Consider the following 21,757-nt stretch of genomic DNA (forward strand, 5'->3'; position numbering starts at 1 on the left):
GGGGCCTCGGGGGCGTTCGGCTAGCTGCGGGAACGGCCTGTCCGCCTAATGTGTTCGGCTGAGATCGGAAATCAACCAGTAGGTACATCTCCATACCCCTCTACAAAAACCTGTACTTTTGCGACTGCGCATAGCTGCGAGCGAGAAGCCTGTTCTAAACGCCCCTGCATTTGCGTGCGTCGCAAAGCCAAAAGAGGGGGCGAGAACATGGAACAGACGGCACGGCGCCAAGAGCAGCTGCCGGGCGCATTTAACGGCGCCATCACCAACAGCCAGCACGGCCGCGTCCGCTGGTATCTGGTTCACACCCCCAATGGAAAAGAGCGCGAGACCTGCGAAAAGGTTCGCTGCATTATCCCGCACAGCCTTATGCAGGACGCTTTTGTGATGCAAAAGGAGTTTTGGTTTAAGCGGGACGGCGCATGGTCGCTCCAAACCAAACCTATGTACAAGGAATATTTCTTCGTCGCCACGCACGACGCCGCCGCGCTCGATAGGGCCCTGGCCCAGTTGAGCTTTGGCTGTCGCATCGCCGGCAGTAGGGATCGGGCGTATATGCCCATGCCGGACGATGCGCAGGACTGGTACCTCAGTGTGCTGGACGACGACGGCGTGGTGCGCAACAGCGTTGCGCGCATAGAAGACGGCGTGTTGCACATAGAACAGGGCCCTTTGGTGGGGCAAGAGGCCCGTGTAAAGAAGATCGACCGTCATAAGCGCTGGTGCCTGGTAGACGTGGGTGATGGCGACTCCGCTTTTAGGGAGCTGCTTGCGCTGGACGTTCCCAGCAAGACGTAAGGGAGACGTTGCACCAGCTATTCGTTCGCATTTTTGAATTTACCGATTGGGGGATCCCTGGGGAACGGGGACGTAAGTTTGACTGTGGCTGCTAAAGAAGTAACAGAGAGCAACGCGCCCGCGGGGGCGGCGCTGATTGCTCAGGCCATGGATCGGCGTGAGGGCGTCGGCCGCAACAAGGCCATGCAATCCATCATGGACTGGGATCGCTCGCGCCTTGTCTATAGGGCTGTGAAGCGTACGTTCGACATCGTGTTCAGCGGTGTCGTGCTCGGTGCCATCGCTATCCCCAGTCTGATTCTTGCCGCCGCCATCCGCCTGGAGAGCAAGGGCAACCCGTTCTACAGCCAGATCCGCGTGGGCCAGACCCGCCCCGACGGCAGCCTGACCACGTTCCGCATGTGGAAGTTCCGTTCCATGTACAGGGACGCCGACGAGCGCCTCGCCGAGCTCAAGGAGCAGAACGAGATCGCCGGTGCCATGTTCAAGATGAGGGACGACCCGCGCGTCACCAGGATCGGCAAGTTCATCCGCAAGCATTCCATCGACGAGTTCCCGCAGTTCCTCAACGTGTTCCTGGGCCAGATGTCGGTCGTCGGCCCGCGTCCGCCGCTGCCCAACGAGGTCGCGGAGTACACCGAGTACGACCTGCAGCGCCTGGCCGTGAAGCCCGGGATCACCGGCTGGTGGCAGGTGACGGATCGCAATTCAACTGGTTTTGACGGAATGGTCCAGCGCGACCTGGAGTACATCGCCAAGCGCGGAGTCATCACGGACCTCAAGATCGTTCTACTCACTGTTGTCGAGGTAATCACGGGAAGCGGGGCGTGCTAGTGTCAGCCGGCAATCGTTATCCAATTCTAAACACGTACGTAAACGCCATCTCTCTAGACGAGACGGTCGATGAAGTCGAGAAGATCATAGCGAAGGGAGTGCCGACGCAGCATGTCGTCATCAACGCCTCCAAGGTCAACCTGATGGAGACCGATCACGAGCTCGCGTCCATCGTCAACGAATGCCCCCTGATCAACGCCGATGGCGCCTCGATTGTCTGGGCGGCGAAAAAGCTTGGGGTTCCTCTGAGGGAGCGCGTCACGGGCATCGACCTGTTCCAAAGGCTTGTCGGGCTGGCGTCCGAAAAGGGCTACAGCATCTACCTCTTCGGGGCGAAAGAAGAGGTGGTCACCAAGGTAAAAGCGATTTTCGAGGACAGGTACCCGGGTATCCAGATCGCAGGGTATCGCAACGGCTACTTCACCGAGGCGGACGAGCCCCAGATCGTATCCGATATGGCCGCCTCGGGAGCCGACATGATGTTCGTCGCTTTCTCCTCTCCCAAGAAAGAGTACTGGGTCCATAAGTACATCGACCAGATCGGAATCCCCTTCGTCATGGGCGTCGGCGGAAGTTTCGACGTCGTGGCCGGCGTCACCGACCGTGCGCCGACGTGGATGCAGGAGCACGGCCTGGAGTGGTTCTACCGCTTCATCCAGGAGCCGGGAAGGCTGTGGAAACGCTACATCATCGGAAACCTCAAATTCGTCGCCCTCACATATAGATACAAGTTCGCTAAGAAAGGTGAATAATAATGGTTAACGTTATCGGTCTCGGCTACATCGGCCTCCCCACCGCCCTCATGATGGCCTCCCACGGTGTGGAGGTCGTTGGCACCGACTACAACAAGGAGCTCGTCGCCACGCTGAACGCCGGCAAGACCACCTTCAAGGAGGAGGGCCTGGACGAGCTGTTCGCCGACGCCCTGAAGTCCGGCATCAAGTTCTCCACCGACTACCAGGTCTGCGACACCTACATCGTCTCGGTACCCACGCCCTACGACAAGCTCGACAAGAAGATCGACCCGTGCTATGTCGTGGCGGCCTGCAAGACCGTGCTCGAGGTCGCGCCCGAGGGCGCCGTGCTCGTAGTCGAGTCCACCGTCTCGCCCAACACCATCGACCGCTTCGTGCGCCCGCTGCTGGCCGAGGCCGGCCGCGATGACGTCAAGCTCGTCCACGCCCCAGAGCGCATCATCCCGGGCAACATGGTCTACGAGCTGCTGCACAACAACCGCACCATCGGCGCCGACGACCCCGAGGTGGGCGAGGCAGTGGCTAAGGTCTACGCCAGCTTCTGCCAGGGCGAGATCTCCGTCACCGACATCCGCACCGCCGAGATGACCAAGGTCGTCGAGAACACCTTCCGCGCGGTGAACATCGCCTTCTCCAACGAGCTCGCCAAGATCTGCCGCATCGGCGGCATGGACGTCGCCGAGGTCATCCGCATCGCCAACAAGCACCCGCGCGTGAACATCCTCAACCCCGGCCCGGGCGTCGGCGGCCACTGCATCCCGGTCGACCCGTGGTTCCTGGTCGGCGACTACCCCGAGACGGCCAACTTCATCCGCCTCGCCCTTCAGACCAACGCCTCCATGCCCGAGTATGTCATGCACCGCGCCCACGAGGTCATGGAGGAGCTCGGCATCACCGACGCCTCCAAGGTCGGCATCTACGGCCTCACCTACAAGGAGAATGTCGACGACATCCGCGAGTCCCCGACGCTGCAGATGCTCGAGTCCATGTCCGAGCACCTCTGCGCCGGCTCCGTCAAGGTCTACGACCCGTGGGTCGAGCGCGACGAGGTCCCCGGCCAGGTCCATTCCATGGAGGAGTTCCTGGACGGCCTTGAGATGGTGATCGTGATGGTCGGCCACTCCCAGGTCAAGGACAACCCCGGCATCTTCGGCGACCGTATCCTCATCGACCCGCGCAACGTCTGCGGCGAGGGCGAGAACGTGTACAAGCTCTAGGACCTAGTAAATCTTCAGGGAGAATCTGGTTTGAAGAAGGTAATGCTCGTCTTCGGCACCCGCCCGGAGGCAATCAAGATGTGCCCGCTCGTCAACGAGCTGAAGGCGCGCGCTGATGAGTTCGAGACCGTCGTCACCGTGACCGGCCAGCACCGCGAGATGCTCGACCAGGTGCTGCGCGTCTTCGACGTGGCACCCGACCACGACCTCGCCATCATGAAGCCGGGCCAGACGTTGTTCGATGTGACGTGCGACGTGCTGCTCAAGCTCAAGGCGGTCCTCGAGGACGAGAAGCCCGACGTGGTCCTGGTCCACGGCGACACCACGACCAGCTTCGCCGCTGCGCTCGCGTGCTTCTACCTGCAGATCCCCGTGGGGCACGTCGAGGCCGGCCTGCGCACGCACGACATCTACAGCCCCTGGCCGGAGGAGTTCAACCGCCAGGCGGTAGACATCGTGAGCGAGTACTACTTCGCCCCGACTGAGGCCAGCAAGCAGAACCTGCTCGGCGAGGGCAAGCCCGAATCGAAGATCTGGGTCACCGGGAACACCGGCATCGACGCGCTGCGCACTACCGTGCGCGAGGGATACTGCCACCCCGAGCTCAAGTGGGCGGAAGGCTCCCGCCTCATCCTCATAACTGCGCACCGCCGCGAGAACCTGGGCGAGCCCATGCACCGTATGTTCCGCGCCATCCGACGCGTGATGGAGGAGCACCCCGACACCAAAGCGATCTACCCCATCCACATGAACCCGCTCGTCCGCAAGGCGGCACACGAGGAGCTGGACGGCTTCGACCGCCTGCACATCATCGACCCGCTCGAGGTGCTTGACTTCCACAACTTCATGGCCGCGAGCCATCTCATCCTCACCGACTCCGGCGGCATACAGGAGGAGGCCCCGAGTCTGGGTAAGCCGGTGCTCGTCATGCGCGACACCACCGAGCGTCCCGAGGGCATTGCAGCCGGCACGCTGAAGCTCGTCGGCACCGAGGAGGACTTCATCTACCGCGAGTTCAGCCGCCTGCTCAGCGATCAGGCCGAGTACGAGGCCATGAGCCATGCATCGAATCCTTACGGCGACGGACATGCGAGTGAGCGAATTGCGGACGTTATTGGAGGTAAATAGTGAAGCTAAAAAAGAGGTTTACTCTTTCTCTTAAAAACAACTTGCGCTTCATTCCTGATGAGGCATATATGCGTCTCTACTTCAAAGCTAAACTTCATTACGAGCCTGACTTCGAGTGTCCTAAGACATTCAATGAGAAGCTGCAGTGGTACAAGCTTAACTACCATAATCCAGTTTTGACTCAGCTTGCAGATAAATATGGCGTGCGCTCTTTCGTCGAACAACGTATTGGGTCCGAGTATCTTGTGCCGCTTTTCGGTGTTTTCAATGCAGTTGAGGAGATTGATCTCGATAAATTGCCGGAAAAGTTTGTGCTTAAATGTACTCACGACTCGCAGAGCACATTTGTTTGCACGGATAAGTCGAATTTTGATTTTGTTGAGGCCAAGAAACGTCTGAATGTTGCCTTGCATAGAAACTGGTATTGGCAGGGCAGGGAGTGGGCTTATCTCGGTATCACGCCTCGCATTGTGGCGGAAGCATTTCTTGATGAACCTGGAAGAGCGACTCCGACTGATTATAAGTTCTATTGTTTTGACGGTAAGGCAGCTCTTGTTCAGACGGACGCCGATCGTTTCACTAATCATGAAATGCAGTACTTTTCTACTGAATGGGAGCAGCGCGGCGATATCGACCATGAGGTATCTGAGCATAAGCCTACTGTAAAGCCCGAGAACTACGAACTTATGCTTGAGCTTTCCGAGAAGCTTTCTGATGGTTTCCCTCACGTGCGGGTTGACTGGTACAACATTAGCGGTAAACCTTACTTTGGCGAGATGACTTTCTATACCGGAGGCGGATACGATCCCTTCTATGCACTAGAGGAGCAACCCGATAGACTTGACCGAGAGCTTGGCGATTTGTTTGTTTTGCCAACTGTTTCCCATTTAGAAAAGTACTGCGATTGGTCTTGCGCTTCTTCTAAAAGATCTTTAGGTGCTGATAATGCCTAAAGTGTTGATGATTGGCCCGAGTCTTGATGCTATGGGTGGCATCTCCACGGTTGAAAACAACATTATGAAGTGGTCGAATCGTAACGAAGGTTCAATAGAATTCATTTCGACAACTGCTGAGGGCGGGAAGTTCAAGAAGCTCTCCATTGCCCTTGTGGCTTATATGAAATATCTCAGTAGGCTCAACGCGTGCGATCTCGTGCATGTGCATATGGCGTCTCGTGGCAGCTATCGCCGAAAAAAGATCTTCATGAGGGCGGCCTTCTTTCGAAACAAACCCGTTCTTCTCCATCTGCATGGTAGCGAGTTCGGTGTTTGGTTTGACGAAGAATGTGGCGAGGCTGAGAGACGCGATATCTCACATTCCTTTGAATGTTGCTCAAAGGTGGTCGTTCTGTCGGAGGAGTGGAAGGAATTCCTTCTAAAAAGGCACATCTGTTCCTTGGATCGTATCGTGGTGGTGCATAACGCCGTTGACGTTCCTGAGGTTAACGCTATTGATTATTCGTGCAATACGGTTTTGTTCATGGGGCGTCTTGATGCGCGCAAGAGTCCGGATTTACTTTTGCGTGCTGCTAAGCGCGTTCTTAAGACTCATCCCGATGCGCGTTTTGTCTTTGGCGGAGACGGGGATGTGCCAGCATATGAACAACTGGCGGATGAACTTGGAATTGGTGACAGGTGCAGCTTTATAGGCTGGGCTAAAGGTGAGAAAAAAGATGAAGCCTTTCGCAACAGCAGCATGTTCTGCCTTCCTTCGAAGAATGAGGGCATGCCTATGAGTGTGCTTGAGGCAATGTCGTACGGACTTGCTACCATTGCGACTCCTGTCGGGGGTATTCCACAGGTCATTACCGACGGCGTGGACGGAATTATGTTTCCAGTTGATGATGTTGATGCGTTGGCCACTAAGCTCGAGAATCTCATGAGCGATACCTCTTACAAGGAAATGATTGGAATTCAGGGACGAGCTCGCATAAAAGATGCCTTTTCCCTTACGGCGTTTATGAACCGGCTTGGCATGGTTTACGAAGATATTTGCCGGTGAGACTCGCTTTCTTGGGTGATAGTGGAGACCCGTCAGACTCCGTTTCTTATTTCCAAGTTGCACATTTAGGAGCGTGACGATGGATAAGACTATTCATTACTGCTGGTTCGGAGGCAATCCGCTCTCTGAGACTGCTGTGAGGTCCTTGGCTTCGTGGGAGAAGTTTGCGCCTGGGTTTGAGGTCAAACAGTGGAATGAGGATAACTTCGACTTCGCATTGTGCTCTTGGTCAAGGGATGCGTATGCGGCGGGCCTCTGGGCATTTGTGTCGGACTACGCTCGCTTTAAAGTCTTGTACGAGTACGGCGGCATCTATATGGATATTGGTAGCGAGCTCATACGAGACATATCGCCTCTCATGGAAAGCATTCCTTTCACTGCAATCGAAGAATCATCGTTGACTGCCACTACTGGTTTGATTGTTGCTGTTGAGCCTCATGACCCTGTAATTCGCGCATGTATAGAACGATATGAGTCGATGAAGTTCTCTAGCGACCCTGATTTTCTCGATAAGACCACTGTGAATGAAGTGTTTACCGCTGAGCTCCAGAAAATTGGCTTTGAACGCGTGAACAAAGAGCAGCATTTTAGTGGCTGGCTTGCCTTGGACTCCAAAGCGTTCAACCCCGTTTACGGTTTCGGCGGTTATCACATCAAGCGTGAAACCTACAGCATTCATCGCTCTTCGGGAAGCTGGGTTGAGCCGAAATATCTCATCAAGAGGAAGGTCGTGCGTAAGTGCTCCCCGTTCATTGGGCGAAGGCTTTCGCAGATTTTGGGTCGAATTCTCATGGAGCTTAGTGACGGCGGCTTGGCTGTAGGAACTAAGAGAATCTTTGGCTTTGTTCGCGAAAAGATTGCTAAAGGAGAGAGAAGTTAGAGTGGGCATATTCGCTAAAGATACTTTTCACTATTTTGGTTCGGAAGGCGTAAAGCTCGGCCGGCTATTGGGTGATTTTGGCTACCGCTATGTTTTCTATCTAAGGATGTGTCAAGCAGGGGGATTGCGAAAACTCCTCTTCACGCTTCCGAGGAAACATCTTTCCAGGAAGTGTGGACTCGAGATTTCGCCATCAACTCAAATTGGTGAAGGCTTCTATATTGGTCACCCTTACGGCATTACTGTTAACGTCGGCGCGAAGTTGGGCCGCAACGTGAACATCCATAAGGGGTGCACCATCGGCCAAGAAAACCGTGGCCATAGAAAGGGCGTCCCTACGATTGGTGACCGCGTATATCTCGGTATTAACTCGACGGTTGCAGGTAATGTGGCCATTGGAAACGATGTCTTTATTGCCTCCAATACCTTTGTTAACCAGGATATTCCCAATCATTCGATAGTCATTGGCAACCCGTGCAAGGTTATCGAAACCGATAACGCTACTGAAGGTTACATCATCAATTTGGTTTAACAAGCTTGCGAATAGTTAGGCGGTAAGATATTGAAACGAATAGGCATCCTCACATTTTCGAATACCGTAAATTATGGTGCTTCGCTACAAGCATGTGCTCTGCGCAGGACCGTGATGTCGTTGGGCTGCGACTGCGAAGTGCTCAATTACAGCAATAAGGAACTCGATGATCGAGAGTTGGGTACGCGCTTCTCGTTCGCTCCTTCGGATGCCGTTCGTTATTTCCTTCGCAGGGGTTTTGAGCGCCAGAGGCTTAATTCGTTCAGTCGATTTGCTAAGCGCAATCTAAGCCCTACGGGAAAGCTGGATAAGCAAGCTCTTATTGATAGAGCCAAGAGCCTCGACTGCGTTCTCATTGGCAGCGATCAGGTTTTCAATCCTCGGGTTAATGGCCATGACCCCGTCTTTTTGGGTGAAGGTATCGCTGAAGTTACAAAGGTCGCGTCTTATGCTGCCAGTCTGGGAGATGCGACGGCGGAATCCATTTTGGCATGCGATGAAGGCGCGGCCGACAGGCTGGCAAAGTTCACTGGTCTTTCCGTTAGGGAACCGAGCTCTATGGAGATCCTTAGCGAGATGGGGCTCGAATCTGTATTTATGCCCGATCCGACCCTGCTTCTTACGGGCGATGACTGGTCGGCGTTAGCCTCAGATGACGGCTTGGATACGATACCTCAATCCTATGTTCTGCTTTATACGCTTAACTCTGAGCAAAAACTTGTGGATCGAGCTAGGAAGATCGCCAGCGAGCTCGGCGTTCCTGTCGTCTGCATTCATTACAACACGAAGAAATTCCCCGGCATGATTAACGTGAGGGGTATCGGTCCGGCTGCTTTCTTGAAGCTTGTTAGTGAGGCGTCGTTTGTTTGCACGGACTCCTTCCACGGCGCCTGCTTCTCCATGAATTTCAATAAGTCGTTTGTCGTTAAAACGTCGGACTCCGCCGTTCAGAGTAACGTCAGGATTACAGACCTGCTCGCACGTTATGGAATTGAGGGTTGTCTGTATCGAGACGAGGTCGTTACTTCGGCTGTTGACTATGGTCATGCAAACCAGACCCTCTCACATGACCGTGATACAGCGCGTGCCTTTATCGCTCGCTGCATTGGATTGTAGGTGTCGTTTCTGGCTTATGTTTGCAAAGAACACTTTTTGGAACTTGGTCTACCAGTTGACCGCTATCGTTGCCGGCTTCCTCGTCCCAAGGGCGATTATTGACGTATATGGATCCGAGGTTAACGGTCTGGTGACCTCTCTAACTCAGTTTATTGGTTATTTCGCACTTGTCGAAGCTGGCATTTCTGGTGCGGCGACCTTCGCTCTATATAAGCCTATTGCTAAGGGCGACTGGGATGGGATTAACGTCGTGGCTTCGGCCTCGAAGGTCTTTTATCAGAAGTCGGGCATGTTGTTTCTTGTCTTGCTGGTTGGCCTTTCGGTCGTTTATCCCATATTTGTCTCGGTAGGTTCGCTTGCGCCTTGGGAGATCATGGTGCTTACCTTCCTGTTGGGTGCCAAGATCGTCGTGGATTTCTTTTCCCTCGCCAAGTACCAAGTTTTCCTTACCGCCGATCAAAAGAACTGGCTCATTCAACTCGCATCGACGGTCTTCACGCTGGTTAACACGGCCGTCATTTTCTTGTTCGCCTATCTCCATGCTCCTGTTGTCGCTGTCTATGCGTTGGCTCTCTCTGCGGTTTTTGCACGCAGTCTGATTCTCGCTCTGTATACACGCCGTCATTACCCGAAACTCAATTGCAAAGTTGATTACGGTGACTATCAGCTGCCCCAGAGGTGGGATGCGCTGTTTCTTCAGATCTTGGGAGCCGTTCAGTCGGGCGCTCCTGTTATTTTGGCGACCTTCCTCTGTGGGAGCATGAGTGAAGTCAGCGTTCTTGCTGTTTACATGCTCGTATCTACGGGTCTGCAGATGATTCCGAATGTCCTTGGTACAGGACTTCAGGCGCTCTTTGGCCGGCAAATTGCTGAGGGAGACTACGAGGGTCTTCGGTCTTCCTATAAGCCATATCGAGCGCTTGTGTACGCAGTCTCCGCTGTGGCATGCGGATGTGCTTTTTCATTGATTATGCCGTTTGTTGATTTGTATGCAGGCGGGTTTCACGATGCAAATTACCACAATGTCCTGCTCGGTTTCCTCGTCGTCCTAAATGTTTTTCTCTATCATGGCAAGTCGTCCCAGGGCCTACTTGTAATTGCTGCTGGCATGTACCGTGAGACTAGGGCGCAGACCTGCTTGCAGGCTGCAATCATTATCGTCTTGGGTATCCCACTCACAATGCGTTTTGGGGTCGTCGGCACAATTGCTGCGTCCTGCGTATCCAATCTATACCGCGTGGTTGACCTTTTGCTCTACGAGCCTCGTAAAATCTCGAAGGATTCTCTTTCGAGTTCGTTTTGGTCGTTTGGCGTGTATGTATTACAGACCGTTCTCGTGGCCATGCCTGGCTATCTACTGTCTTGCTTCGCTGGAAGTTGGACAGGATGGATTGCGGTCGCCATCGGTCTTGTCATTTGGGGCGCAGTCGCCGCATGCGCGACGCTCTATTTCTTCGACAGGCCTAGCTATAGTTCGATTATTGGTCGTTTTATGAGGATTAAATAGGATGAATTATTTCAGCGCGTCTAGGGCCGGTGTTGAGTCTTGCTCTGAGTTAGAGCGACGCTTTTCCCTAAATGATGGGTCCATGGTGTTCATTCCACTGCTCTTTTACGCTTTTTTCTGCCAATCGCTCGCTGCTTCTGCGCTTGCACTTGATGTCTGTCTCCTGCTATCTGCTACGGCGCTTCTCCTACATTTTGTGACTAACAGAAGATTTGCTTGCAAGAGATTTGGCCTTGAACTGGCTTGGGCGCCTTTCTTTGTGCTGTTCTTTATTCATAGTTTGATATACGGTGTAGCTAATTTAACCCTGCTCGTAGTTTATACGCTTCTATTTCTGTGCATGTATGTTGCGGCGGGCGAGCGATCCTGGGTCACTTCATGCCTTAGGGTTCTTGTCGCCTTTGCAGCATTTCATGCGTTCTGCACCATCGTCTTCTGGCTAGTCCCCGCACTTTATCTGCCAGTTAAATCTGCCTTCTTTTCAGGTAGCTATATGGCTAGGGACTATCGCTCTGGCTTCACGGCGCACTACAGCACTAATTCGATTTATTTGAGTTTGGGTCTCGTCTCTTGGGCCTGTGGTCTTGCTGGTAGCAGGGAAAAGGTTCGGATTAAAGATTTGATGCTGAGCCTGATGCTCTTGCTTGCGCTTTTTCTGACTACTAAGCGGGGTCCTTTGGTTGCATCCGTTGCTGCTATCGTCATCTCGTATCTGTTCGTAAATAGAAAGAAGCTTACCGGGACGATGCTCAAGACCTTGGTTGTTGCTGCAATCGCTGTAATAGCTGTCGGCGTTCTTGCTACGTTTGTTCCCGCTGTTCAGGCGACTCTTGAGAGGTTTATTGAGCTTTCAGATGATGAAACGGGCAATGGCAGAAGCTATTTGTACGATTGCGCTTGGAGTATGTTTTATGCAAAACCCTTACTTGGTTGTGGTTGGGGGACTTATTCCAAGTATGTTGCCACTACCTCCCTTGGTGCAATGTACAGCAATCTTGGCTTTTCGTCGATGAGTGCTCACAACGTATACCTTCAGTTGCTTGCCGAGACGGGTGTGATTGGCCTTGCGGCTTTTGTTGTGCCTGCGTTTCTCTCCATCCTTGCAGCCATGCATCAATCTGAATCTCTTTTAGAGGAAGGTCCTTATGGGGACTCCTTTTGCTTGTGGGCCTGTTTGGGTGTGCAGATTTTCTTTCTAATTTATTGCTTTTCAGGCAACCCTTTATACGATCCGCAGTGCTACATACCGTATTTCATTTCATGTGTGACGGCGTTTGCAATTTGCGGCTCAGACAAGATGATTCTTAACGATAGGGAGGGATTCCATGGATATCTGCAAAGATAGTCAACTCTGTACCGGGTGCTCTGCGTGTCTGTCTGTGTGTCCTCGATCGGCGATTCAGATTGTAGAAGACTCTCATGGTTTTTACCGTCCGAATATTGACGAATCAAAATGTGTTGAGTGCGGTTTGTGCCAGAGGGTATGTCCGGCTAATGGTTTGACGAGCGACGATCTGAAGATGAACCCTCGTCGGGTATTGGCTTATCGGGCTGACGACGTTGAACGCGCAAAAAGTTCTTCGGGTGCCGCGTTTTGGACCTTGGCTTCTTATGTTCTAAATAATGGCGGCGTCGTTTACGGCGCTTGCTTCGATGAGGATTTCCGTGTCGTTCAGAGGCGTTGTGCTTCTGTGGAGGACGCGCAAGCTTGTCGAGGCTCTAAATACTCACAGGGTTTCGTTGGCTCTTCATTTGGTGAAGCATATAACGACTTAAAACAAGGCCTTGACGTGCTCTACAGCGGAACCCCATGTCAGATTGCGGGTCTTAGGAGTTTTCTGTCTAAGAAAAACTATTCCGGACAGTTGGTTACCTGCGATTTAATCTGCCATGGCACACCTAGTAATCGTATGTTCCGCGATTACATTTCCTTTTTGGAAAAAAAATCCGGAAAGAAGGTCATCAAATATTTTCATCGCCCCAAGGACAGAGGTTGGGGAGTCCATGTCGAGAAGGCTCTCTTGGACGACGGCACTGCTCTCTATGACACGATTGAATCTAATACTTGGCGAGATGTGTTCTATAGCAATAACGCTTTAAATTCCAGCTGTTATAACTGCGCCTATACCGACGTCAACAGGGTCTCCGACTTCACTCTTGCTGATTATCTTGGCGTCGATCGAGTTCGCAAAGGCCTTAATGATCATAAGGGACTTTCTGTTGTTATGGTTAATAGCGAGCTTGCCGAGCGCATTGTTGCATCTGGCATATTTGAGCCCGGCGTAACAGAAATATCTCTTGAAGAGGTGCTGCCCGGTAATCCGATGCTGGAGAGGTCGTCCTCTCCGCAGGGTAACGTTGATGGTTTCTGGAAGGCTTATGAGCATAAGGGGTTCGAGGGCACTGCTCGGTTTGTTGGCGCCTACGGCTTCGTGAAATCTCTCAAGACTCTTGTGAAACAGCTTATTAAAAGGAAATAGTTACTAGGGGCGTTACTCTTGAATTTAATGGAGTTTGTAGAGCATGTGGCGACCTGGATTTATGTTCGGGGTAAGTTGGCGTTTCTTGCAGGGAGATTCCCTGCAAGATAACCATGACGAAGGCTTTCAGGCGACCGTTTTATTGTCGCGTATCGGATAAAGGCGTTATTAACGTTGGTGAGCGAACGTCTTTCAATTACGGTTGTGTCTTGATTGCTCATGAACGAATTGAGATTGGCAGAGGCTGTCTATTTGGTCCAAACGTCCATGTGTATGACTTCGACCACGGTATGTCGCAGAATGGAGTCATGTACCGGGACCAGCCGACTACGACAGCGCCCGTGCATATTGGCGACAACGTCTGGCTTGGCGCGAATGTTGTGGTGCTTAAGGGTGTGACCATTGGCGACAATGCGGTCATCGCTGCCAATAGTGTCGTTTCTAAAGATGTACCTGCGAATACGCTGCTGCACGAAAAACGGGATCATGTTTACAGAGTGCTTCAATAGGATGCTGGATTGGCTTTCAATTCACGATGTACGCTGATCCGATAAAGGAGTATTGATCATGGCTTAATCAGATTAAAGCGTACTTGCATTAGGGGTTTCGGCGTGAGTCGATACCCCTTTTTAACCGGTTAAAAACCGCACCAGCTAGTACCGTCAAGTTTCTTTCGCAAATTGATTTAGCCGTCCTCGGCCCCGTCCTCTTCTGCCCCTTCGCCTTTCCCTCCAGCTCGTCCATCTCCTCAAGCTTGGACATGTCCAGGTACCTCCTCTTGCCCCACTCGTGCTCCACTATGTACTTCAGCCTCGCAGTCACCAGCATGAGGGCCGAGTTGCCGTCCGGGAAGGTCCCGGCGATCCTTGTCCTCCTTCTGGTCCTGCGGTTGATGCGATCGATCCCGTTGTTCGTACTGATCCGGTGCCAGTGTTCGGGCGGGAATTCCGTGTAGGTCAGCGTCTCGGCGAACCCGTCGCGCACCTCCTCGCGGCCGCCCCGAGCCGCATCGACTCCAGCTTCTCCGCCGCCTCCCCGGCCTTCTTGCCGCATGCCTCGCGCGATTTCCGCGTGTGGATCGCCTTCAATATGCACGTCAACGCCTTTCGTCTGGTCACGGCCGACCTGGCGCTGGCCATGTCGCACGTGAACTCCGAACCCCGCAGCGCGCTCGGCTTCGCGACGCCCGCGCGCGCCTTCAGGGCGATGCTCGGGGAGGACGCAGCGGCGTTGCTGGACGCCTACGGCGTGGGGGACGTGCCGCTCGGCGATCTCGACCTGACGCCGCGGCTCATCGAGGGGGCACGCGCAGAGAGGGGCGATGTCCCACTGGCCTAGCCTAGAAGAAAAACGGAATAGACGGACCGACCGTCCGGCTGAGTCTGGGAAGAGGTACCGGGCGGCGGGGGGGGCATGGCCACCGGACCTATCAAACACATTTCTATCATTCCATCAACTGGGAAAATGCCGCCCCCGGTTCCCGGATGGGGCCTCGTAGGCGTTCGGCTAACTGCGGGAGCGAACCATCAGCTCAATGTTTTCGGCTGAGATCGGAAATCAACCTACAAAGTGCGTTAACATCTTTAGTGCGCACGTTCAGATGAACCATAGTTTTACGCATTTCGACAATTGTGCAAGTGTATAGAAGTATTCAAAACAAACTGCTAATTTGTTGCTTACGGGAATGAGTGGAATGCAAGCGTGAACACTTATTACCTGATGAGGGGACACGCGATGAATGACTTACACAATAACGATATCAAAGCTAATGCCCAGGCGGGCGCTGTAAATATTTCAACAAATGACGTGTCCTTTCAACCAACTGTTAACCTAGGCATTAATGGAAGCGGTGATATTGCGTCGTTCCCTGCGCGGTTTATTCGTAACGCACGTAAGGCTCTTAACCCCATTGGTGCCGCGCGTGACGAGGCGGAGATGCGGAACATCGAAGCGAGCTCTATAGCGGATGTTGTTGCAATCTATAAACGGGCTTTTCCGACTTTTACTGATGGCCAGCTTTATTTAATGGCCCATGGTTATAACGCGAGCGCTTCTCAGGCAGATAATTTGCTAAATGTTCTTGAGCGCGCGGGAAAAATGTCAGATTCGAATAGAGTTGATGAACTGCCGGAGTCCTGCATTGATCTTGACATTCATGGAGCTCAGACAGCCTATGACGATGATCTGAGGGAAATATGGGCGAAATTGATCTCGCGGGAAGTATCATCAGGTCGCACGCGCTCTAAAAGAACGAAGAAAATACTCGAACAAATGGATTCGGAAGAAGCGAATCAGCTGTTTTCAATTCTTCGGTGCTGTCTATGGGCGAAAGTGGGGCCCAATTCGGTACTTACTCCAATCCCGGTTCTCCTTAAAACCTCAGAAGATGATTCTTGGACATACAATGGGGGCACAATTTCATTTGAATCTGTGGTCGCCATGGATTCGCTGGGACTACTTTCGTCTAATGACTGGATAACGTTCACGCTTGAGCCTAAAGGCGCTTTGAATCTATTTTCTTCATCGTCTCATGTGCTTCTTATAAATAATAAGGATGAGAAAATCGAAATTATTCTCGGCTATGCCAAATTATTAAAACCAGGGATAGAACTCATTGAGATTCTTGATGTGCCTATGGATGATAGGATCATGTCCGTAATGGATGAGGTTCTGGAGACTGACGTGATTTATAGGCCCTTAGCCTAGCTCAAGTAGATGCGCTGGTAGCTTTCGCAGGTGCCCTGGTGGCGCGTGAGGCCGCTTTCGGCCGAGCACCAGTTGAGGTTGTGGTCGTACTCCAGCTGGTCGAGCGTCCAGTCGTGGAGCCACAGCGCCATGTTGTATTCCGAGCCGTTTGTCTTTTGCCTGCACTGGTCCACGGCGTCGTTGACGATCTGCGTGACGCTTGGGCGGGCGGCGTCGTTTACGGTCACCTCCGCCGTGGTGCGCAGGTAGTAGATCCCCTTGTCGTTTTGGGGGTCGTTTCTGTCGTTGTCCATAAAGTAGAGGTAGATACGGTACGTGCCCGATGCCGTGAAGTCAAAGGTAAAGTCGTGGCCCGCGGTGCCCAGGCTGCAGTAGCTGGCCCATGCTGGGCGCGACGGGTCGCAGACGCTTTCCAGGCTGCCGCCGTCCCAATAGGTGGGCACGTCCATGCGCGCCTTGGCCTGGGACGAGCCGTTGGTTTGGGTTACGTGGAAGGTCGTCGCGGTGCCCGCGGGGGCGTCGTTCCACGATACGGTGAAGGTGACGCCGTTTTGGCTTGCCGTGGCGGAGTGGGCATAGCCGGTTTCTGCCGCGGTTGAGATCGCCTCGGGCGTGGGGCTGGCTTGGGCTTGGAGGGATGGGGTGGCCGTGTCGGTTGCGGCGGGGGTGCCGTCAGCGCTTTCCGTGTTGACGGCGCTGGTGCCGGTGGATGTTGCGGCGCCGTCCTCTACGGTATCTGCTGTCGCATTTGTGTTGGTGCCGTCTTCAGCCTTGCCTGCGTCGCTGTTCGGGGCGTCGGATTGCGCCTGCTGCGTGGCTGTTGCCTGAGGCTGGATGGCTTCCGCAATGGCTGCCATGGGCATCGTCGCGCTGGCCATAGACGTGCACGCGATCGCGCAGAGCAGGTAGTAAAGGGGTCGTTTCATAGCGGAGCCTCTCGGTGAGCAGCCAATAGGGTCCGAAGGCAGCTCCAGGCCAGCACTCCGCACATATTTTGTTGCGGTTTATTTTACGGGAACACCAGTCAACATCAGCGAACTTTCTGGGGAATGTTGATATTCAAGGTACTACCTATGTGGGTATTGGTTCCCCTGCTCGTGTCTCATTTGTAACATCGAATGTGATAAAATCACGTTTAATGAAGGGAGAATGGTATGCTACTTGACCTTACAGTCGGTAATTGGATGTCGTACGGAAACGATGCTCAGCTCAGCATGCTGGGCTCGCTCGAGCGCCAACATAAGGAGACACTTGCCAAGCTGCCTGGATGGCGCAGCAAGTACGTGTTGCCGGTCGCTGCCATATACGGCGGCAATGCATCGGGCAAGACGGCACTTTTCAAGGCGCTTGCGGCATTGAAAACAATGGCTACCGTTGATGTGGGGGTGGATGGGGTTCTTCCCGTCGATACCTTTCGCCTTGGGGACGATGAGGGGCCTGCATCCTTGGACATCACGTTTCTTGTTGGTGCGAACGTGTACAGGCTCTACGTTGAGGCAACTCCCACCGCTGTCGTATATGAGTCGCTCGAGCTAGTGCGGGAGAAAGCGGGCATCGTCTTGTACGAGCGTGAGGCAGTCGAGGACGGGCCAGACTCTTATTCCTTTGAAGAGGGCTTTTTCGGCGATTCTGGGCATGTCGCTTACGCTGCGCAGAGTACGCGTGCAAACCGACTTTTTTTGGAGAGCGGCGTTGCGCAGAATGTTTTAGAGCTCAGGGAGGCTCACGGCTGGTTTTCGCACACGCTGGAACTGGTGGGCGTTGGCTCGCAGGCATGGTCGTTCGCTAAAGCTGCTGGCACTCAGGAGGGCTTCCTCGATTTCGCAGGGGATGCGCTTTCGCGTTTGGATACTGGCATATCGAGACTTGTCGCCGAGCCGGTTGGTCCCGAGGCGTTGCCTAAAGATGCCGCTTTGCAGCGCAGTATTTCCGAGCTGGATGACGACGGGGTCATTACCGTGCTGCTTGATGTCGAGGCGGGGGACTACGGATTTGAGATGCTTACCGTACGTTCGGCTGCGGGGCATCCCGAAGTGCAACGCCTGCGCACCGTGCACGTTGGTTCCGACGGCAGTGAACACATTTTCTCCCTGGGAATGGAATCTTCGGGCACCCAGCGTCTGATGGGGCTTCTGCCTATGCTGTTCGACCAGTCGGGTATGGGTGGCACTGCATGCTCTAAGGTTTACGTGGTGGACGAGCTCGATCGCTGCATGCACACAATGTTAACGATGCGTCTCGTTTCCGACTTCTTGTCGGGGTGTGGAGCCGACACACGCAAGCAACTCATGTTCACTACGCACGACCTCCTGCTTATGGATCAGTCTTTGATGCGTCGTGACGAGATGTATGTTGCCCAACGTGGCTCCGATGGCTGCTCGGAGCTTGTGGGACTTCCTGAGTTTAAGGGCATCCGCTTCGACAAGGATCTTGTTCGTAGTTATCTTGACGGCCGCTTTGGCGGCATTCCGATGTTCGGGGAGGCGGGTTCGCTTGGCTAGGCGTAAAAGTGGACTTGCACCGCGAAGGACGAACGTTCGAGACTATCGCTGCGTGTGCTGGGTGAGTGCCGAGGGAACTACTGAGCGTGATTACCTGGGTATGGCCGTTTTCAAGGATGCGCAAGTGTCGGTGAAATTCCCAAAGAACACTCATCCAAATCGGCACAATCCAGCTGCTGTGCTAAAGCGGTTCGAAAAAGTGTTACGCGAGAACGACTTCCGTGCCGGGGACGAGGCGTGGCTCGTGGTGGATGTTGACGATTGGGATGAAGACGAGTTTGGTGAGCTATTGGCCTGGAAGGTGGCAGATGGTCGTCATTACTTGGCCGTAAGCAACCCAAAGTTTGAACTGTTCCTCGTGATGCACTTCGAGAAGGCCAATGGCTGCACGACTCCGGAGAAAGTGGACTCTGCCTTGAAGAGACATTTGCCTCGCTATGCGAAGCGCGTTTCTGCGACGCAGTTCTCAGCCAAACAGGTGCGCGATGCCATCGAAAATGCGAAAGCAAAGCGCGTGAGCTGCAAGACTGCTCTGCCAGCACCCGGCATGACGGATGCATACTTGCTTGTTGAGAGTATTATGCGTTGAGAGATTCGTGAGAACGCTCTGAAGGGTAGGGCATTTTAGCGACTTCCGAAATACCTTAAACACCGGATAATAAGTCATCTCTTATGGCGGGAGACACGATGGATTCACCGATTGTAAAATGCGGAAGAGTTTGGGACTTGCATATTCACTCCAACCAGTGTTCTTCCGCTCTTCCTGAAATGAAAAAACTTGGTGTTGACGACTATATCGACGGACTTTTTGATGTATTTAAAAAGCATCAGGATTTGGATATGGTCTCCATTACCGATCATAATTCCATGGCTCTAGATGTCTACAAAGAGTTTCTTTCGAGAGATAGCTCTATTCGTCTTCTTCCCGGCGTAGAAGTGGATGCTTCTCTGGAAGAGGGCGAAGCATCCAAGCATATCATTGTCTATTTCGATGCCGTCGATGACGAAGAAAAGATTGTCAAGGTTGCCGACTGGGTTAACGAAGTTCTGGGGGAAGTGAGTCCGAAGAGCCCAATCAATATCGATGTTCTATTGAACAAATTGCTTGAGTTGGGCATTCCTTTTGCATTGAGCCCTCATGCCATGAAGCAAAATAAACGCGGAATCGACTTCGATTGGCATTGTCTTGAGAATCCCGGGGACGAAGCGAGAAAGTACATCGACCAGTTCTTCTGCTTATGGGAAACAGGTGGCAAGAGCAGCATTGCGCATGCTGTCGAATTCCTACGAGAAATAGATGCAGATGAGAGGGTTTCAGTAATCTCCTTCTCTGATTCCAAAGATTTCGACAAACTTGATAAATACCTCTCCTACCCGCCTCAGTATTTCCATGCTTTGCCGAGCTTTAGGGGACTTCAGATGGTCGGTAGTGAAGTCAATCGTATTTCGTGCACCAGGGAAGAGATTCCCGACGAATCGCTCGGCTCTTATCTCGGAGAGGTGTGCTTTAATGGGCAGAAGATCGAGCTGTCCACTCGGCTCAATGCAGTTATTGGAGGTAGAGGCAGCGGAAAATCTCTCCTTTTAGACGCTATGGCTTTGGCACTTGGTGACCCCAACAAAAAGGTTAAACCTGGGCGCAGGGAATTTGTTAAAAACTACGCAGTTTCGATTAAGAATGCCCGCGGGGATGCTGTTAAATCCGGCGCGTTCGCCTATGACTATTTTAATCAGAGCTACGTCGCAAAGCTGTTTATGGAAGAGGGCGAGGCGTATAAAAATACCCTCAAAAACTATTTTCAAACTGGGTTTGATGCCGTAAGCGAAATAGACGAAGCTGCTATCAAGACACAAAATATGGCGGATTTTAATTTGCCTATTCCTGATTGTTCTGCTGGGCAACTTGAGAACATTTCTGGTTTAGTTGATAAATTTTCGACTGATCGCAACGATGCCCTTGATATAAAAATTGCTAAGTGTCAGAAGCTGAAAATTGATAAGAAAATCGCCAATTTGAGTTACGAAAAACTTCTAGGCGACGTTGAAAAGGCGGTTCGCTCGAAGATTCCTCCTGCCATTGTTGATGACCAGAGATTTAAGGACGCTTTTATATCTTTCGAGCGCGAGATTCTTACTGTTGCTGCAGCTCATAGAAAAGGTCATCTCTGCAATACCTATCTTTTTAACGAGCTGATTGATGAGTTCTTTGAAGCGAAGGGCAGGATTAGTGAGGCACAAAAGGCAAAATCGGACGTTGCGAAATTGTTCGAAATTGCGTTTATGGATAACACGGAAAGCATCCGACAGAGGGTTTCTGTCGTAAATGCCTATCTTTCCAATTCGACTGGATTTGAGACGCACTACGAGAATTACGCTTATGCTGACGGTGTGGTAATGAGAGCCTTTCGCTTCAAGAAAACGTTGGACATCGAGCACCCTCTTCGCCATATGCTCAAACTATTCAATGATTACTTTCTTGCGGAAAAATCTGGGCGTGGTGGTCTTAATAGTGATAATTTAGGCTATCTCATTGAACAGTTCTGTTATGACGAGGGCGGCTATAAGAAGGGCAAAGATTGGAGATCACTGACCACTGAGTTGGCGAAATATAATCTCGACTATATACCAGGCGTGTCAATTGAATATCTATGCAAAGACGGTGTATATCGTGATATTTCTACGATGTCCCCAGGTACACAGACGAATATCCTGCTGGAATATATAGTCCATACGGATACATCTAGGCCGCTTCTTATCGATCAGCCTGAAGATAATGTTGACAATCAAACGATTTTCAATCAGATAAGAACATGGTTCATCAAGCTCAAACATAAGAAACAAGTTATTGTCGTTACCCATGATGCCAACATCGTCATCAACTCAGATGCCGAGAATGTCGTGATTGCAGAGCAACCGACTCCCGGTAAATTTTACTATAAGTACGGGGCACTTGAGAGTGGCGAAGTAATAGATTGCGCTTCGTTGATATTGGATGGTGGACGCAGTGCCGTGAAGAGAAGGTTGATGAAGTATGGTGAATAATACAATTATCGTAAGGCTTCTGGACGGTAAGGAAATTGAACTTGCTTCTGATTCGCCGGATTTAAAGAGCCTGGTTCAGGCAATCGTGGAAAACCGCGACGCAATAGATCCAGAGAAGATTGTCGTTGAATGCGATGATGAACGCTTTGATTCAGTAGGTTTTGCCGAGATTATTTCTGTTGCGGTGAAGTCGTTTCTTGATGAGTTGAGAATCGATAAGGAAAAGCTCGAGACAGCGCTGTCGGAATTAGAAGAATAGA

Annotated in this window: 20 protein-coding genes and 2 pseudogenes; 20 read left to right on the plus strand and 2 right to left on the minus strand. The window is 52.4% G+C overall.

Annotation, left to right across the window (positions count from 1 at the left end):
* Window positions 1-207 precede the first annotated feature (207 nt).
* The 14 genes and pseudogenes from I2D57_RS06535 to I2D57_RS10110 form a co-directional block, all read left to right on the plus strand.
* Window positions 208-798: a hypothetical protein gene (locus I2D57_RS06535; RefSeq protein WP_195361896.1), complete on the plus strand. Its 591-nt coding sequence runs from the start codon at window positions 208-210 to the stop codon at window positions 796-798.
* An 84-nt stretch (window positions 799-882) separates the two neighbouring features.
* Complete coding sequence (locus I2D57_RS06540; protein WP_324249210.1) at window positions 883-1,632, plus strand: sugar transferase; 750 nt, start codon at window positions 883-885, stop codon at window positions 1,630-1,632.
* Window positions 1,632-2,384 (plus strand): WecB/TagA/CpsF family glycosyltransferase, encoded by a 753-nt coding sequence (locus I2D57_RS06545; protein ID WP_324249211.1) that lies wholly within the window; start codon window positions 1,632-1,634, stop codon window positions 2,382-2,384. The genes I2D57_RS06540 and I2D57_RS06545 overlap by 1 nt, the downstream gene beginning before the upstream one ends.
* Before the next feature lie 2 nt (window positions 2,385-2,386).
* Complete coding sequence (locus I2D57_RS06550; RefSeq protein WP_195361898.1) at window positions 2,387-3,604, plus strand: nucleotide sugar dehydrogenase; 1,218 nt, start codon at window positions 2,387-2,389, stop codon at window positions 3,602-3,604.
* 30 nt (window positions 3,605-3,634) lie between these two features.
* Window positions 3,635-4,732: a non-hydrolyzing UDP-N-acetylglucosamine 2-epimerase gene (gene wecB / locus I2D57_RS06555; RefSeq protein ID WP_195361899.1), complete on the plus strand. Its 1,098-nt coding sequence runs from the start codon at window positions 3,635-3,637 to the stop codon at window positions 4,730-4,732.
* A complete protein-coding gene (locus tag I2D57_RS06560; RefSeq protein ID WP_195361900.1) occupies window positions 4,732-5,685 on the plus strand; it encodes an ATP-grasp fold amidoligase family protein in 954 nt (317 codons plus the stop codon). The genes wecB and I2D57_RS06560 overlap by 1 nt, the downstream gene beginning before the upstream one ends.
* Window positions 5,678-6,733, plus strand: coding sequence for a glycosyltransferase family 4 protein (locus tag I2D57_RS06565; RefSeq protein WP_195361901.1), 1,056 nt, complete (start codon window positions 5,678-5,680; stop codon window positions 6,731-6,733). The genes I2D57_RS06560 and I2D57_RS06565 overlap by 8 nt, the downstream gene beginning before the upstream one ends.
* A 79-nt stretch (window positions 6,734-6,812) precedes the next feature.
* Window positions 6,813-7,613 carry a glycosyltransferase family 32 protein gene (locus I2D57_RS06570; protein WP_195361902.1) on the plus strand — a complete coding sequence of 267 codons (801 nt, stop codon included), beginning with the start codon at window positions 6,813-6,815 and terminating at the stop codon, window positions 7,611-7,613.
* Between the two features lies 1 nt (window position 7,614).
* Window positions 7,615-8,145, plus strand: coding sequence for a serine O-acetyltransferase (locus I2D57_RS06575; protein WP_324249212.1), 531 nt, complete (start codon window positions 7,615-7,617; stop codon window positions 8,143-8,145).
* A 30-nt stretch (window positions 8,146-8,175) separates the two neighbouring features.
* Window positions 8,176-9,261 (plus strand): polysaccharide pyruvyl transferase family protein, encoded by a 1,086-nt coding sequence (locus I2D57_RS06580; RefSeq protein ID WP_195361903.1) that lies wholly within the window; start codon window positions 8,176-8,178, stop codon window positions 9,259-9,261.
* A 16-nt stretch (window positions 9,262-9,277) separates the two neighbouring features.
* Window positions 9,278-10,768: a lipopolysaccharide biosynthesis protein gene (locus I2D57_RS06585; RefSeq protein WP_195361904.1), complete on the plus strand. Its 1,491-nt coding sequence runs from the start codon at window positions 9,278-9,280 to the stop codon at window positions 10,766-10,768.
* Between the two features lies 1 nt (window position 10,769).
* The gene (locus tag I2D57_RS06590) at window positions 10,770-12,113 is read left to right on the plus strand and encodes an O-antigen ligase family protein (protein WP_195361905.1); all 1,344 of its coding nucleotides are present in this window, start codon (window positions 10,770-10,772) and stop codon (window positions 12,111-12,113) included.
* A complete protein-coding gene (locus I2D57_RS06595) occupies window positions 12,094-13,248 on the plus strand; it encodes a Coenzyme F420 hydrogenase/dehydrogenase, beta subunit C-terminal domain (protein WP_195361906.1) in 1,155 nt (384 codons plus the stop codon). The genes I2D57_RS06590 and I2D57_RS06595 overlap by 20 nt, the downstream gene beginning before the upstream one ends.
* 347 nt (window positions 13,249-13,595) lie before the next feature.
* A pseudogene (locus I2D57_RS10110) lies at window positions 13,596-13,703 on the plus strand (DapH/DapD/GlmU-related protein); the annotation flags it as partial.
* 259 nt (window positions 13,704-13,962) lie between these two features.
* On the opposite strand, the pseudogene I2D57_RS06605 reads toward I2D57_RS10110, so the two are convergent.
* Window positions 13,963-14,375 (minus strand): annotated as a pseudogene (locus I2D57_RS06605) (transposase); the annotation flags it as partial.
* Between I2D57_RS06605 and I2D57_RS06610 the strand changes: the two are divergent.
* Together I2D57_RS06610 and I2D57_RS06615 are read left to right on the plus strand one after the other, a co-directional pair.
* Entirely contained in the window at window positions 14,338-14,586 is a 249-nt protein-coding gene (locus I2D57_RS06610) for a hypothetical protein (RefSeq protein ID WP_195361909.1), read from the plus strand. The pseudogene I2D57_RS06605 and the gene I2D57_RS06610 sit on opposite strands and share 38 nt — an antisense overlap.
* A 396-nt stretch (window positions 14,587-14,982) precedes the next feature.
* The gene (locus tag I2D57_RS06615) at window positions 14,983-15,954 is read left to right on the plus strand and encodes a DUF2806 domain-containing protein (RefSeq protein ID WP_195361910.1); all 972 of its coding nucleotides are present in this window, start codon (window positions 14,983-14,985) and stop codon (window positions 15,952-15,954) included.
* Here I2D57_RS06615 and I2D57_RS06620 read toward each other — a convergent pair.
* A complete protein-coding gene (locus I2D57_RS06620) occupies window positions 15,951-16,880 on the minus strand; it encodes a hypothetical protein (RefSeq protein WP_195361911.1) in 930 nt (309 codons plus the stop codon). The two genes, I2D57_RS06615 and I2D57_RS06620, sit on opposite strands and share 4 nt — an antisense overlap.
* A 228-nt stretch (window positions 16,881-17,108) precedes the next feature.
* On the opposite strand from I2D57_RS06620, the gene I2D57_RS06625 reads away from it, so the two are divergent.
* From I2D57_RS06625 to I2D57_RS06640, 4 genes are all read left to right on the plus strand, one after another.
* Window positions 17,109-18,455 carry an AAA family ATPase gene (locus I2D57_RS06625; RefSeq protein ID WP_195361912.1) on the plus strand — a complete coding sequence of 449 codons (1,347 nt, stop codon included), beginning with the start codon at window positions 17,109-17,111 and terminating at the stop codon, window positions 18,453-18,455.
* Window positions 18,456-18,516: 61 nt separating this feature from the next.
* Window positions 18,517-19,044: an RloB family protein gene (locus tag I2D57_RS06630; RefSeq protein ID WP_324249213.1), complete on the plus strand. Its 528-nt coding sequence runs from the start codon at window positions 18,517-18,519 to the stop codon at window positions 19,042-19,044.
* A 98-nt stretch (window positions 19,045-19,142) separates the two neighbouring features.
* Window positions 19,143-21,497: a PHP domain-containing protein gene (locus I2D57_RS06635; protein ID WP_195361914.1), complete on the plus strand. Its 2,355-nt coding sequence runs from the start codon at window positions 19,143-19,145 to the stop codon at window positions 21,495-21,497.
* The gene (locus I2D57_RS06640; RefSeq protein ID WP_195361915.1) at window positions 21,487-21,756 is read left to right on the plus strand and encodes a hypothetical protein; all 270 of its coding nucleotides are present in this window, start codon (window positions 21,487-21,489) and stop codon (window positions 21,754-21,756) included. Before I2D57_RS06635 ends, I2D57_RS06640 begins: the two co-directional genes overlap by 11 nt.
* The last annotated feature ends 1 nt before the right edge of the window (window position 21,757 follow it).

Source organism: Collinsella aerofaciens (assembly GCF_015553355.1).
In the GTDB taxonomy this organism is placed as follows: Bacteria; Actinomycetota; Coriobacteriia; order Coriobacteriales; family Coriobacteriaceae; genus Collinsella; species Collinsella aerofaciens_V.